This window comes from Xanthomonas sp. NCPPB 3005, assembly GCF_041228095.2.
In the GTDB taxonomy this organism is placed as follows: Bacteria; Pseudomonadota; Gammaproteobacteria; order Xanthomonadales; family Xanthomonadaceae; genus Xanthomonas_A; species Xanthomonas_A bonasiae.
The window spans coordinates 2,714,996-2,729,002 of record NZ_CP166096.2 but is presented as its reverse complement, the minus strand read 5'-3'; the positions used below and the strand labels follow the sequence as shown (position 1 = coordinate 2,729,002).

Annotated in this window: 12 protein-coding genes; all 12 read left to right on the top strand. The window is 68.3% G+C overall.

All coding sequences use genetic code 11. The annotated features are described in order from the left end of the window. The first annotated feature begins 48 nt into the window (after positions 1-48). Positions 49-942 (top strand): pirin family protein, encoded by an 894-nt coding sequence (locus AB8810_RS11850; protein ID WP_372530483.1) that lies wholly within the window; start codon positions 49-51, stop codon positions 940-942. 257 nt (positions 943-1,199) lie between these two features. Beyond that, positions 1,200-2,759, top strand: coding sequence for a serine hydrolase (locus tag AB8810_RS11845; RefSeq protein ID WP_372530482.1), 1,560 nt, complete (start codon positions 1,200-1,202; stop codon positions 2,757-2,759). Between the two features lie 514 nt (positions 2,760-3,273). Next, on the top strand, positions 3,274-4,347 hold the full coding sequence (locus AB8810_RS11840) for a sigma-54 interaction domain-containing protein (protein WP_372530481.1): 1,074 nt from the start codon (positions 3,274-3,276) through the stop codon (positions 4,345-4,347). Positions 4,348-4,622: 275 nt separating this feature from the next. After that, positions 4,623-4,880, top strand: a complete 258-nt coding sequence (locus AB8810_RS11835; protein WP_372530480.1) for a hypothetical protein — start codon at positions 4,623-4,625, stop codon at positions 4,878-4,880. Between the two features lie 57 nt (positions 4,881-4,937). Further along, the gene (locus AB8810_RS11830) at positions 4,938-7,349 is read left to right on the top strand and encodes a phage tail sheath family protein (protein ID WP_372530479.1); all 2,412 of its coding nucleotides are present in this window, start codon (positions 4,938-4,940) and stop codon (positions 7,347-7,349) included. A 66-nt stretch (positions 7,350-7,415) separates the two neighbouring features. Continuing rightward, positions 7,416-7,925, top strand: a complete 510-nt coding sequence (locus AB8810_RS11825; protein ID WP_179564749.1) for a phage tail protein — start codon at positions 7,416-7,418, stop codon at positions 7,923-7,925. Further along, on the top strand, positions 7,925-8,710 hold the full coding sequence (locus AB8810_RS11820; RefSeq protein WP_372530478.1) for a hypothetical protein: 786 nt from the start codon (positions 7,925-7,927) through the stop codon (positions 8,708-8,710). The genes AB8810_RS11825 and AB8810_RS11820 overlap by 1 nt, the downstream gene beginning before the upstream one ends. After that, positions 8,710-9,654, top strand: a complete 945-nt coding sequence (locus tag AB8810_RS11815; protein WP_372530477.1) for a hypothetical protein — start codon at positions 8,710-8,712, stop codon at positions 9,652-9,654. Before AB8810_RS11820 ends, AB8810_RS11815 begins: the two co-directional genes overlap by 1 nt. A 1-nt stretch (position 9,655) precedes the next feature. Continuing rightward, the gene (locus AB8810_RS11810) at positions 9,656-10,783 is read left to right on the top strand and encodes a DUF4255 domain-containing protein (protein ID WP_372530476.1); all 1,128 of its coding nucleotides are present in this window, start codon (positions 9,656-9,658) and stop codon (positions 10,781-10,783) included. After that, entirely contained in the window at positions 10,780-13,017 is a 2,238-nt protein-coding gene (locus AB8810_RS11805; protein WP_372530475.1) for an AAA family ATPase, read from the top strand. Before AB8810_RS11810 ends, AB8810_RS11805 begins: the two co-directional genes overlap by 4 nt. Further along, the gene (locus tag AB8810_RS11800; protein WP_372530474.1) at positions 13,014-13,298 is read left to right on the top strand and encodes a hypothetical protein; all 285 of its coding nucleotides are present in this window, start codon (positions 13,014-13,016) and stop codon (positions 13,296-13,298) included. The genes AB8810_RS11805 and AB8810_RS11800 overlap by 4 nt, the downstream gene beginning before the upstream one ends. Before the next feature lies 1 nt (position 13,299). Beyond that, positions 13,300-14,001, top strand: a complete 702-nt coding sequence (locus AB8810_RS11795; RefSeq protein WP_372530473.1) for a hypothetical protein — start codon at positions 13,300-13,302, stop codon at positions 13,999-14,001. The last annotated feature ends 6 nt before the right edge of the window (positions 14,002-14,007 follow it).

Genomic DNA, 14,007 nt, shown 5'->3' with positions numbered 1-14,007 from the left:
TTAACCCATCCCCCTGAAACTAGCGGGTAAGCCCTCGTTGGAGTCGCCATGCTTGATCTCGTCATTGACCAGCGACGTAAGGACCTCGGCGGTTTCGAGGTCGGACGTGTACTGCCGTTCGCCCAACGCAAGATGGTGGGTCCCTTCATCTTCTGGGACCACATCGGGCCGGCCCAGTTTCCCGCGGGAATTCCACGGTCGGTCGACGTGCGCCCGCATCCGCACATTGGGCTGTCGACGGTGACCTACTTGTTCGCCGGCGAGATCCAGCATCGCGACAGCGCGGGATCGGAGCAACTGGTCCGGCCCGGCGAGGTCAACTGGATGACGTCAGGCCGCGGCATCACGCACTCCGAGCGCTTCGAGCAGTTGCGCGCCGAAGGCGGCCCGCTGCACGGCATCCAGTCGTGGGTCGCCTTGCCGGAAGAACAGGAAGAGATTGAACCCTCGTTCGATCATTACGGGCACGAGGCACTGCCCGTGCTCGAGGAGAACGGTCTGTGGATGCGCCTGGTGGCGGGCAATGCCTTTGGGTTGCGCGCAGCAGTTCGCACGCACTCCCCAATGTTCTACTTGCATTGCGTCGCCGAGCCGGGCACGCGCATCGCGCTTCCCGACGACTCGACCGAGCGCGCTGCGTTCGTGGTCGAAGGCGAAGTCGAAGCCGAGCACGCGGTGTACGGCCCAGGACAGATGCTGATCTTCCAGAACGGCAGGAACGCCTCGGTGCTTGCCCGCACCCGTGCGGTCGTGATGCTGCTGGGCGGCGAGCCGCTCGGGCGCCGCTACATCGAATGGAACTTCGTGTCGTCTCGCTTCGAACGGATCGAAGAAGCCAAGGCCGACTGGCGCGCGGGACGCATGAAGCTCCCCGATCTCGACAACGGCGAATTCATCCCCCTGCCCGCGGACCCGCTGCCGCCTCCGAACCCCATGTCCTAAGCGGCCCCTGGCCTGCGGCAACGCACTCAACCCGGCGCAACGGCATTCATGGACGCTGAAGGCCTGAAGAAGACCGCAGAAGCGGTCAGCCGATGCATTGGGGTGGACGCCCCCGGACGGCATCGATATGCCATAGTGGAGGCGTTGAAAGACCACTGAAAGTGGCGTCCATGGGTGAGGCCGGTATAGCCGGCCACTCGCTGGGTGCGCTGGAACTGTTCTCGTGAAAGCCCCACCGACACTCCCACGCGTTGCGCATGCGTAGCAGCAGCGCCCTGCGCTCTGTCCGCCTGCGTCTGCCCGCCATCAAGCCAAAACGCGCCTGTCTCACATTGGATTTCCGAATCATGAAGCGATTGATGCTGCTCGCCGCGCTGTGCCTCTCTGTTCCGGCACATGCCCAGTCTCCTGAAGACGGCGTAGCGACGTTCCTGAAGGACAAGATGCGCGACGAGCAGATTCCGGGGCTGCAGGTCGCCGTCATCCGCCACGGCAAGATCGTCAATCGGGCCGCCTTCGGCACTGCGAATGTCGAACACGCCGTGGCCACCTCGAACGAAAGCGTCTTCTCGATCAATTCCTGCACCAAGGCATTTACGGGCGTGGCGATCATGCAGCTGGCCGAAGCAGGCAAGCTCAAGGTCGACGACCCCATCTCGCTGTATCTCGACGACCTGCCCCAGGCATGGCGATCGATCACGATCAAGCAGGTGCTAGCGCATGTGTCGGGCCTGCCCAATATCATCGACGACAAGGAAAATCTGATCGGCGACGGTAGCGAGGCATCGGCCTGGGCCACTGTGAAAACGCTGCCGCTGGAATTCAAGGCGGGCGAGCGGTTCCGCTATAACCAGACTGGCTACGTCATCATTGGCAAAATCATCGACAAGCTGAGCGGCGAGCCGTTCGCGAGGTTCATCGAGGAAAAACAGTTCAAGCCGGCCGGCATGAACCACACGCGGTTTGGCGACTCTTCCGACGTCGTGCCCCATTCCGCAGGCGGCTACTCCTATCTCCACAACGTCGACGGCGAATGGAAACGCGGCGATCGACTGTCAGCCATCCACGTCACCTTCCCGACGTTTTTCAGGACCGCCGCCGGCATATTGTCGACCTCGACCGACATCGCGCACTGGTTGATCGCGCTGCAGTCGGGAAAGCTTCTGAAAGACGAGGCCAGCGTTCAACTGCTGTGGACCTCGGTCGTCCTGAACGACGGTACGACGGGGGGCATGAACGATTTGCTTCACGGATCGGGATTGGGCTGGCCTGTAACGACAAGAGCGGACCATCCGGCTGCCGGTCCGATCGGCGGCATGCGCTCGACCTTCTTTGTATATCCGAAGGACGATCTGTCCGTTGTCATCCTGACCAATCTGCAAGGGGCCAACCCCGAGAACTTCGCCGATGAAGTCGCCGCCTACTATCTCCCGGATATGCACGCATCCACAGGGTTCGGTCTGCCGCAAGACATCAGGCTTCTGCGTAGCGAACTGCTGCGACGAGGCTTCGAACGGGCGCCGCAAATCGCGGCCGAACTCCGCGCGAAGAATCCGTCGTTCCAGCTGAAAGAGGAGGATCTGAACGCCTGGGGATACACGTTGTTGAACCAGAAACAGCCAATTCAGGCGCTGGCGATCATGAGGCTGAATACCACGCTCTTCGCACAGAGCTGGAATGCCTATGACAGCCTGGGCGAGCTACTCGAAGATACCGGCGATCGGGCCGGGGCCATTGAAAATTACAAACTGTCACTGCGGTTCAATCCTGAAAACAATCATGCAGTCACGCGCCTTCAAAGCCTGCAAAGGAAATAGACTGTAACGCTGCTGCGATTTCACCCATGGGCAACTTCGGTTCGGAAGCGGCCCTCCCCTGCCCCCGATAGACATCCCTAATCCAGGGGCGGAGCTTGCCCTGCGCCGCACATGGCGAATCAGCGCCGTGCGCGTAGATGTACGAAAGCGAAGACACCAACGTCGCCCGTAGCCAGGCATCCATCACAACTTCATCGCGAAGACTGAGCACGTTCCGGTGCGGCGCACCGAAATATGCCGCACTCGAATGCGCGACATGGACATCCATGCCATGCCGTGTGCGGGGTGGTCGCATTTCGGCGTGCGACGGCCGTTCCTGCCATTGAAATCAATGTGTTACTGAGAGCGCATTGGGTGCGATGCCCGGTTTTCAGGCATCCAAGTGTTGCCGATTTTTGGACTTCAATGCAGTCCGCTGCCCAACACCGGAGGTCGCCCAGGTCCGATCCTGGCGGTGCTGGCCGAATTTGCCGCAGCTTACGTTGTTGTAGTTGGTTCAACAGGAAATCTACGTATGAAACGCAAGGAGCAGCTACAGGAAAGTCCGCAGTCTCCGGAGCGCTTGACGGAACAGCCATACGCCTGCGCAATGAGCGATGGCCCGCATCCGGGCGGCATGATCGGCAATTCGATCGAGTTCAGCCGGCTGCTCTGCCAGATCCAGCGGATCTCGCATACCGATGCACCCGTGCTGATCGAAGGCGAGACCGGCGTGGGCAAGGAGCTGGCGGCGCGCGCGATCCACTACTGCAGTGCGCGCAATGGCAAGCCGTTCGTGGCGTTGAATTGTGGCGCGGTGCCCGAGTCGTTGATCGAGTCCGAGTTGTTCGGGCACGTGCGCGGCGCCTTCACCGATGCACGCAGCAATCGCGACGGCGTGGTCGCGCAGGCACACGACGGCACCTTGTTTCTTGACGAGATCGATACCCTGCCTGGCAAGGGGCAGGTGGCGATGCTGCGCTTCCTGCAGGAACGTTGCTACCGGCCGGTCGGGCATTCGACCGAGCGCATCTCGCACAGCCGGATCATCGCGGCCACCAACCAGCCGTTGCGGGAACTGGTGCGACGTGGCGCGTTCCGTGGCGACTTGATGTACCGCATCAACATCATCCATCTGCGCGTGCCGCCGCTGCGGGAGCGCCGCAGCGACCTTGCGCCGCTGACACGCCATTATCTCAAACAGTATTGCGCGCGCTATGGGCTGCCGTTGCGGTCGCTGCGCACCGATTGCTGGGAGTGGATGATGCGCCACGATTGGCCGGGCAACATCCGCGAGTTGGAGAGCATGATCCATCGCGCGGTGCTGTTGAGCGACGGAGCGGAGATCGTGTTCGAAGATCTGCCGGAAAGCGAGGTGGCGGCCGTGGCGGCCACGGATGCGGGTACTGGTGCATCGGTTGTTTTCGATGAGCAGCACACGGACTTTCGCAGTGCCAAGTCGCGTGCCATCGAGATTTTCGAGCGCGACTACCTCCAGCGGTTGCTGGAAGTGACGCGCGGCAATGTGACCGCTGCGGCGCGGCTGGCATGCAAGGAACGGCGCTCGATCGGGAAGCTGATCAAGAAGTATGGGATTGCTGCGCGTTGAGGGTGTTCTCCGCGTGGCAGCGGCGTATGTATGTCGCGCGTGGCGTGGTTCGCGGCGGAAGCCGCTGCAAGCGGCGCGGGCCGGGTGGGTCGATCGTTACCCGGTGCATGCGTGCGTACCCGGGTTTGTGGGTCGGAAACGACCCGCTGCCCCGGGTGCCAACGGCGCAAACGTTTGATTTGCGACCCTCGACACGGTGGCACGCGTTTTGCGTTCCTCACTGGGCGTCCACGCCGACGCACAGCGGAGGCGCCATGTCGGCGGACGCACCAGGGATGTCCCAGGCGTTGTGCGATGCGTTGCGGCGCTACCTCGAGCGGCATCCCGAAGCCGCCGACAGCCCGGAAGGCATCCGTCGCTGGTGGCTGCCGCAGGCGTTGCAGGCAATACCGCTCGGAGTGCTGCTGCCGGCCCTGGAACACCTGGTCGATGGCGGCGAGATGCAGCGCACCACGCTGCCCGACGGCACTGCCCTGTATGCACGCGGCGATGTCGGCGTCGATCCCGAAAGTGTTCACCGCCAAGGCCACTGAGTCCGAGTCCACACCACCGCGCGGCGTCGCACGCCGACGCCACCGAAGGAGTTCCGTATGGCAGTCACCGTCAGCTATCCCGGGGTGTATATCGACGAAGTGTCGAGTGGGGTGCACACCATCACCAACGTCTCGACCTCGATCGCCGCGTTTCTCGGGCGCACCGGCAAGGGCAAGCTCAACCGGGCGGTGCGATGCCTGAGCCTGGCCGACTTCACGCGCAACTTCGGCGCGCCGCATCCGCAGAGCGACCTGGCCTTCGCGGTGCGGCAATTCTTCGCCAATGGCGGTACCGACTGCTATGTGGTGCGTATTGCCAGCGGCGCGGCGCGTGCCTCGATCACCCTGCACAGCCTGCTCGGTTCCGGGCCGCAACCGGTGCTGGTGGCCACCGCGAAGTCGGAAGGCGCGTGGGGCAATCAGTTGCGGCTGAGCGTGGACTACGCCACGCCGAGCCCGCACGACACGTTCAACCTGAGCATCGCGCAGGTCGAGGGCGGCGTGACGGTGGCCTCGGAACGGCACCTGGGCCTGTCGATGAATCCGCGCTCTCCGCGGTTCGCGCCGGACTTCATCACCCAGAGCTCGGACATGATCGAACTGGCGCTGGCGCCGGCGATGGGCGACCCGACCCTGCCCGGCTCCTTCATCAACGTGGCGGGCAACAGCTTCGACGGTTACTCGCAGGCGCGCCGCCCGTTGGGCGCGAACGTCGGGGCGGCGGCCACTGCCCTGCAGGCGCTGATCACCGGCGGCCGGGACACGCTGATGCTGTCGGTTAACGACGCCGCGCCAGTGCGCGTGTCGCTGGCCGGCGCGGCGCTGACCGCCGCCAATGTGGAGGCCGAACTCACCCTGCGCGCGAACGATGCGTTGGCCAAGCAGTCGCCGATCCAGACCGTGGCGGCCACCGTGGTCGATGGCGGTGCCAATGTCGGCCGGCTGCTGACCTTCACCGCCACCAGCGATGCGAAGGCGTCGGTACGGGTGAGCCGCGCCAGCAGCCGCGACATCGCCGGGCCGCTGCTGTTCGGGGTGGACCAGGGCGGCCTGGAGCAGACCCGCTTCAGCAATTTCCGGCCCGCGCCCAGCGCCGGCTTGTGGCACCTGCACAGCGGGGCCGCAGTGCCGTTCGAGCACCGCAACCTGGCCGCCTACGTCAACAACCTGGCCGGACTGACCCAGGGCGGGGTGACCTCGCTGGCGTTCAACGGCCAGCCGGCGCTGCCGCTGACGAGCGGCCCGTTCGACCTGCGCACGGTGGGTGCGGCGAACTTCTGGCACGAGAGCGCGCCCGGCAATGGCGATGGCGTACGCGAGAAGCTCGACATCCTGGTCGCGGCGATCAACTCGCAGGCGGCCGCCGCATTCCGCGCCGAGCGCTGGGGCTACGAGATCGCGCTGATCGCCAAGACCCCGGGCGTGGCCACGGTGCCCGCGGGCATCGTGGCGGCGCCGGCCGGCTTCAACACGGACAATGCCTTCAACACCGCGCAGACCGCGCTCGGCACCGCGAGCACCGGATCGTTTGCCTCCGCTGGCGTGGACGGCGACGAGGGCGGCGCGCCGACCGCAGCCGACTATTTCGGCGACGAGGCCACGCAGACCGGCTTCCATGCGCTGGATTCGGTGGACCTGTTCAATCTGCTGGTGCTGCCCGCCGACGAAGGCGTGCTGCCCGCCGTGCACCAGACGCTGTGGGGACCGGCCAGCGTGTACTGCGCCGAGCATCGCGCGTTCCTGCTGGTCGATTCGCCGGCGTCGTGGACCGACAAGGACAAGCGGCCGGTGGTGACCGGCGACACCGCGATGATCAGCGCGCTGGGGGTATCGGTGATCACCCATTCGGCGGTGTTCTATCCGCGGCTGATGTTCGACAACAACGGCCTGCGCAAGTACATCGGCCCGTCGGGTGCGATCGCCGGGCTGATGGCGCGTACCGATGCCACGCGCGGGGTGTGGAAGGCGCCGGCCGGGCTGGAGGCCGACATCCGCGACGTGCTCGGCGTGGAAGTGAAACTGACCGATGCTGAGAACGGCGTGCTCAACAAGAAGGGGGTGAACTGCATCCGGGTGTTTCCCAACGGGCTGGTCAACTGGGGCGCGCGCACGCTGGCCGGCGACGACGACCTGGGCAGCGAGTGGAAGTACATCCCGATCCGGCGCCTGGCGCTGATGCTGGAGGAGTCGCTGTATCGCGGCACGCGCTGGGTGGTGTTCGAGCCGAACGACGAGCCGCTGTGGGCCAAGATCCGCCTCAACCTCAACGCCTACATGATGTCGCTGTTCCGCCAGGGCGCGTTCCAGGGCACCGGTCCGAAGGAGGCGTTCTTCGTCAAATGCGACAAGGACACCACCACGCAGGACGACCGCAACAAGGGCATCGTCAATATCGAGGTGGGCTTCGCGCCGCTGAAGCCGGCCGAGTTCGTGGTCATCAAGATCCAGCAGATCGCGGGCGATTTGTAGCGCGCGTTGCTTCCATCCCGGCCCTGACCGCGGTGGCGGCGGGCCGATCCATCCAGGAGATCGCCCGTGGCAAACACCGGATTCGTCATCAATACCCATCGCTTCGACCCCTACAAGAACTTCAAGTTCCGCGTGCTGTGGGACAACAGGCCGGTGCTCGGGGTGAGCAAGGCCAGTTCGCTCAAGCGCACCACCGAGGTGGTCAAGCACCGCAGCGGCGGCGAGAACAGCATCGACCACAAGTCGCCCGGGCGCACCAGCTACGAACCGATCACCCTGGAGCGCGGCATCACCCACGACCCGGACTTCGAGGCCTGGGCGAACAAGGTGCACGCCTATGCCGGCGACCCGGTGATGGACCTGGCCGGCTACAAGAAGGAGCTGACCCTGGAGGTGATGAACGAGAAGGGCCAGGTCGCCAAGCGCTACTTCCTGCATGCGTGCTGGGTGAGCGAGTACACCGCGATGCCGGACCTCGACGCCAACGCCAACGCGATCGCGATCGAAAACATCAAGATCGAGCTGGAGGGCTGGGAACGCGACGTCGCTACGACCGAGCCGGGCGAGGCGGGCTGATGTCCGCCCGTCACGCCAGCGCCGCCCTGCCCGGTTTCCGCGCACGCGCCTTCGCGCGTGGCGGCGAGGACCTGGACATCGAATTCGACGCGCAGTCGGCGACGGTGGCGGCCAGCGAATTGCTGCTGCTGTGCCTGCGTGCGCCGGATGGTTCGGCGTTCGAGGCCGAGGCATTGCGGCATTGGAGCGTGGCCGAACGCCTGCAGGGTCTGCTGGCGATCGCGCGAGCGAGCGTGGGCGAGGTGCTGCCTGCGCTGGCGCGCTGCCTGGACCGCGAATGCGCGGGGCAAATCGAATTGGAGCTGGGGCTGCGGCAGTTCGAGCGGGTGGCGCCCGCGGACTTCGCGTGGTCGGCGCCGGACGGGCACACGGTGCGTTGCCGGCTGCCCACGCCGGTGGACCTGCAGGCATGGTGGCGCGAGGGCGATGGCGAGGAAGGCTGGCTGGCGCGTCGGCTGCTGCTGCAGGTCGATGGGCGGGTGCCGGCGCCCGAGTGGCCGTTGCCGGACGCGTGGCTGGCGCCGATGTCGCAGGCGCTGCAGGACGTCGATCCGCTGACCGCGCTGACCCTGGAGGTGCCCTGCCCGTTCTGCGGCCGCGCCACGCCGGTGGCGATCGACCTGGAGACGTTGCTGCTCGATGCGCTGCGCCGTCGGCAGCACGCGGTGCTGGAAGAGGTGCATCGGCTGGCGCGCGCGTATCACTGGAGCGAGGCGCAGATCGTGGCGATGCCTGCCTGGCGGCGCCGCCGCTACCTGGCGCGCGTGCAGGCGGAGTTCGCGTGATGAATCCCTACTTCGCCCGCTTGGCCGAACGCGGCGGCGGCGCCGATGTGTCCGTCGCGGGGCCGGCGCGCGCGGCCGAGCCGACGGCGCTGGAAACGATGCAGGACGCGCCGGAGAGCGCAAGCCCGCCTTTCGAGGAGATGGAGCGTTGGAGCGAGGCCGGGCCGGAACCGGTGGCGCCTGCGCTGGAGAGGCGCGCGACGCCGGCCGCTGCAGCGGATTCGGCGATCACGCACGACGCGGCTTCGCAACAGGCGGCGACGACCTCGGCCACGCCCGCAAGCGGGTTGCCGCGCACCGAACCGACGCCCATGCAAACGCATGCGCCGTCCACCCAGCAGACCGCTCGGGCCGCCGAACCACGTCGCCCGCAGACCCCCCCTTCACCGGCCTCACACGCCGCCGCGCCGCGGCCGCGCGTTGCGCCGCCGCCGGCGCGGGCAACCCCCGCTGCCGCTGACGCGGACGACTATCTCGAGACCCATGCGCACGCGGAGCCGGTCGCGGTCAGGGCGCCGGATTTATCGCCTGCGCCGGCCGCGGTGAGCGTGCCGGATTCGTCGCCTGCACCGGTCGCGGCGATGCGCGTGTTGCCGGTGCTGGCGCAGGCGGTGCCGGTGCCGGTGCGCGACGCGGCGCCGACTGCATCGCATGCGCCGCTTGCAGCGACAGCGCAGCAGGACGCCGCCACCCGCATCGCCGGGGCGCCGCGAACACTCGAACCCGCCGTGACCGCGCGACCACGCGACGCCACGCCGCTGCACATCGAACGCCGCAGCGACGCGCCGGCGCAATGGCAGATCCACATCGGCCGCATCGAGCTGGAGATCAGCGCCGCGCCGCCGGCGTTCGCGCCGAATCCCGCGCCGGCGCCCGCGGCGCCGGCCACTGCCCCGCCAAGGCCGGCGTTCAACCCGCGCCGCCACTACCTGCGGAGCGGCTGAGATGCCTCTGGCCGCTTCCCAGGAAGCGATCGGCGCGGTGTCCGAGGCGCTGCGCTCGCAACTGTCGCTGCGCACCGCGCTGCTGGTGACGGTGAGCCGGCCGGACCTGGCCGCGACCAGCGACGAGGAGCCCAAGCTCAACCTGTTCCTGTACCAGGCCGACTTCGATGCGTACCTGAAGAACCACCCGCTCGACGCCGGCCAGCCGGCGCCGCTGTGGTTGACCCTGCGCTACCTGCTCACCGCCTACGACCAGGGCCACGACAGCGACTCGGTCGCCGCGCACCGGCTGCTGGCGCGCGGCATGGCGTGCCTGCGCGAACTCAATTTCCTGCGGCCCACGGTGCCGGCGCTGGCCGACAACCCGGAGCCGCTGAAGCTCACCTTCGATCCATGCGACGTGGACCTGCTGTCGAAGATCATGCAGGGCACCGACGAGAAGTACCGGCTGTCGGTGGCGTTCCAGGTGCGGCCGGTGCTGATCGTGCCGGACGTGCCGCCGGCCTACGCGCCGCCGGTGCTGACCGTGGGCCCGGCCGGTGCCGAGGGCGTGACCGTGCTGCCGACGCTGGGGCCGTGGCTGGACGAGGTGGTGCCGGCGCGCTTCGAGGCCGGGACGCTGATCGAGCTGCGCGGCGCCGGCGTGGACGGCTCGATCGAACAGGTCAACGTCGGCCCGCTCGCGTTGCCGGTGATCGCCGCGCGCGAAGGTGCGGTGCAGGCGCGCATTCCGGCCACGCCGGCGCTGTCGCCCGGCTTCCATCCGCTCACTGTCGCGCGGCGGCTGCCGAGTGGCCGCTGGATGGGCAGCAATCCGCAGTTCGCCACGCTGCTGCCGACCGTGGTGTCGGCGGGGCTGGGCGCGCTGACCGACAACGCCGGCAAGCTGTCCGGCGACGTGAGCATCGCCGGGCAGCGCCTGGGCGGGCCCGACGACAGCGTCTTCGTCGCGTTCTATCGCGATGGCGTGGTGGCGCTGAACCTGGAGGCCGCCGGCACGCTGTCGCAGACCTCGCTGCTGGCCAGCGTGGACACCGCGCACGCCCTGGCGCCGGGCGAGTACTACCTGATCGTGCGCGTGAACGGCGCGCAGGCCACGCTCACCCCGCGCGTCGAGTGGCAGCTGTGAACGCCGCGGCGCCCGCGGTGATCGAAGTGCCTGCGGCCGAGGCGCAGGCCACCGCCCTGGACGAGGGCGTGGCGTTGAACGAGGCCATCGCCTTCAGCCCGAGCGTGCGGGTGAGCGATCCGCTCACCGCCAGTTGGCTGGCCGAGGCGACGCTGCGGCTGCGGCGCGAAGTGTGCTGGCTGTGGCAGCAGCGCGGCGGGCTGTCGCCCACGCTGGCCGGGGCCGCTGGATTGCTGCCGCCCGGCGGCGATGCGTTGCTGGAGAGCCTGGAGCTGCGCCGCTTCGCCGAGGATCGCCGGCGGCTGTTCGCCGAGGATGCGACCGCCGCGTTCCTGCAGGCGCGGATCGCGGCCTTGCGCGCGCAGCGGCAAGCGCTGCCGGGCCCGTGGCTGGCGATCACCGAGCGGCTGCGGCTGGGCGAGCCGGCGCAGTTCGCGCTGGCGCTCGGGCTGCTGGCCTACGCCGATCCGGCCAGCGGGCCGGTCCTGGCCGCGTGCCAGAACGACGCCACGCGGCTGCTGCCCACGCTGGCGCTGGCGCGACGCCTGTTCGACGACGAAAACGGCAATGATCTCGGACTGGACCAGGACGATGTGCATGCCCTGTTCCAGCATGCGTTGCTGGTCAACGCCGATGGCCTGCACGAGGGCGCCGCCTGGCACCTGCCCTTCGAGGCCGGCGCGCTGGTCGCGCAGGCGCTGCTGCACGACGACGGCCGGCTGCCCCCCGAGCTGCGGCTGCGCCACGTGCAGACCGAGGCGCCGCGACAGGCCGGCGCGGCGGCGGACGAGGCCGCCCGACTGCCCGAGGCGCTGGCGATCGCCGTGCACCTGCTGCGCGAGCCGCCGCCGCGCACGCAGTTCGTGCCGCTGCTCGGCGACGCCGGCTGCGACTTCGCCGAATGGGCCACGCGCCTGGCGGCGCAGCATGGCCGTGCGCTGGTCGAACTCATCGCCGATCCGTTGCCCGAACCGAACCGCTTGGCCGCCCTCGCCGCCTGGTGCTGGCTGTACCGGGCCGATGTGTTGCTGCCACTGCTGCAGCGGGGAGAGGAACACGCCGCGCGCGAAACCCCGCGCTGGCCGCGCACGCCGCTGCGCTGGCTGGCGCCGATGCACGACCTGTCCGCCACTTCGCTGCTGTCGCAGGGCGCGCTGCAGGCGGCGATCGTGTTGCCGGCGACCGACTTCGACACCCGCGTGCGTCGCTTCGCGCAGGCCCTTGGCCCGCGTGCGGGCGCGCTGGCGGCGGAGATCGACGAGGCCGCGCGGCGCTTCCGGCTCGGCCCGACGGCGATTGCCGCGGTCGGCGCGGCCGCGGCGCTGGAGCCGCACCTGGACGGCGCGCGGCTGCAGGCGATCTGCCGCAGCCAGACCCGCCCGGACCTGGGCAGCCTGGCGCAGCGGGTGGAGCCGCGCTTCGCGTTCGACGACATGGTGTTGCCCGCCGCGCAGATGGCGCAGCTGCAGGAGATCGCCCAGGCGATGCGTGCACTGACCCGCGTGCACTACGGCTGGGGCACCGCGCGCACCTGGAACGATGCCGGGCTGTCGGTGGTGTTCTGCGGCCCGCCCGGCACCGGCAAGACCATGGCCGCCGAGGCGCTGGCCAGCGAGTTGCAGCTGCCGATGTTCCGCATCGACCTGTCGCAGGTGGTCAACAAATACATCGGCGAAACCGAGAAGAACCTCAAGCGGGTCTTCGATGCGGCCGAGGAAAGCGATGCGGTGATCTTCTTCGACGAGGCCGATGCGTTGTTCGGCAAGCGCACCAACGTCAAGGACGCGCACGACCGCTTCGCCAACATCGAAATCAGCTACCTGCTCGAGCGCATGGAGCGGCTGAAGGGCATCGCGGTGCTGGCCACCAACCGCCGCAAGGACCTGGACGAGGCGTTCCTGCGCCGGCTGCGCTACCTGATCGAATTCCCGCTGCCGGGCGAACGCGAGCGCGAGCGCCTGTGGCGCGGCGTGTTCCCGCCGGACGTGGACACCGGCGCGCTGGATTTCCCGCTGCTGGCAAGGCTGTTCCCGCTGGCCGGCGGCCACATCCGCTCGATCGCCTTCAACGCCAGCCTGCAGGCCGCGCGCGACAACGCCGCGCCGCGCATCGACATGCCGCCGGTGCTGGTGGCGGTGAAGCGCGAGCTCGACAAGCTCAACCGGCCGCACGCGCCGGAGACCTTCGGCCCCTACGAGGCGCTGCTGCGCCCGCTGTTCGCGGAGTCGCCATGAGCGCCGCCCTGAAGATCGACCGGCTGACCCTGCACCTGCAAGGCGTGCGCCCGGACCTGGCGCGCGCGGCGCTGGACGGGCTGGACATCGAGTTGCTGCACCGTCTCGACACCCGCGCGATCGACCCGGCGCGCTGGCGTGCGCTGGCGCCGACGCTGCGGCTGCCACCGGTGGATGCGCGCGGCGCGACCGATCCGGCGCTGCTGCGCGGGCTGATCGCCGATGGCCTGGCCGCGCTGCTGGCACCGGCGCAGCCCGGCGAAGAAACGGAGGCGCCCTGACATGTCCGGCTTCCTGCTGCGTGGCGTGCTGGTGGAATACAGCGGCGACTTCATCGGGCCGATCCCGAACATCGTGTTCTTCCAGTTCAATCCGGAGCAGCTGGCGCGCTCGATCATCATCCCCGAGCCGCCGGCCGCCAACACCGGCGCCCGCACGCGCCAGCGCGAACCGGCGCAGACGCCCTCGCCGCCGAGCGAGAGCTTCACCGTGAGCGCGCACTTCAGCGCCGCCGACGACCTGGGCAGCGGCGGCGCGGTGTCGGCGATCCCGCGGGTGTTCGGGATCGGGCCGCAGCTGGCCGCGCTGGAGAAGATGGTGTATCCGGCCGCGCCGCTGGGCGGGCTGCTCGGGCAGGCGATCGACGCGGTCGGCAGCGCGCTGGGGCTGAGCGCGAACGCCACCCCGCCGACCCGCCCCACCCCGCGCGAAGTGCTGCCGCGGATCCTGTTCATTTGGGGTCCGTCGCGGGTGCTGCCGGTGCGGATCAAGAGCATGACGATCACCGAGCAGAAATTCGATGCATTCCTCAACCCGGTGCAGGCCGAGGTGCAGATCGGGCTGGAGGTGATCACCTTCAACCGCCGCAGCAGCGACAAGGTCGGCCAGGGCGCGCTGGCCTATACGCGCGCGATCAAGGACGTGCAGGCGGTCGCCAATCTCGCCAAGTCGGTGCAGAGCGCGATCGAGATCATCCCCTTCTAGTCGACC

Coding starts and splice junctions, on each gene's coding strand:
- AB8810_RS11850 (WP_372530483.1), top strand. CDS start 49: ATGCTTGATCTCGTCATTGACCAGCGACGTAAGGACCTCGGCGGTTTC.
- AB8810_RS11845 (WP_372530482.1), top strand. CDS start 1,200: ATGCGTAGCAGCAGCGCCCTGCGCTCTGTCCGCCTGCGTCTGCCCGCC.
- AB8810_RS11840 (WP_372530481.1), top strand. CDS start 3,274: ATGAAACGCAAGGAGCAGCTACAGGAAAGTCCGCAGTCTCCGGAGCGC.
- AB8810_RS11835 (WP_372530480.1), top strand. CDS start 4,623: ATGTCCCAGGCGTTGTGCGATGCGTTGCGGCGCTACCTCGAGCGGCAT.
- AB8810_RS11830 (WP_372530479.1), top strand. CDS start 4,938: ATGGCAGTCACCGTCAGCTATCCCGGGGTGTATATCGACGAAGTGTCG.
- AB8810_RS11820 (WP_372530478.1), top strand. CDS start 7,925: ATGTCCGCCCGTCACGCCAGCGCCGCCCTGCCCGGTTTCCGCGCACGC.
- AB8810_RS11815 (WP_372530477.1), top strand. CDS start 8,710: ATGAATCCCTACTTCGCCCGCTTGGCCGAACGCGGCGGCGGCGCCGAT.
- AB8810_RS11810 (WP_372530476.1), top strand. CDS start 9,656: ATGCCTCTGGCCGCTTCCCAGGAAGCGATCGGCGCGGTGTCCGAGGCG.
- AB8810_RS11800 (WP_372530474.1), top strand. CDS start 13,014: ATGAGCGCCGCCCTGAAGATCGACCGGCTGACCCTGCACCTGCAAGGC.
- AB8810_RS11795 (WP_372530473.1), top strand. CDS start 13,300: ATGTCCGGCTTCCTGCTGCGTGGCGTGCTGGTGGAATACAGCGGCGAC.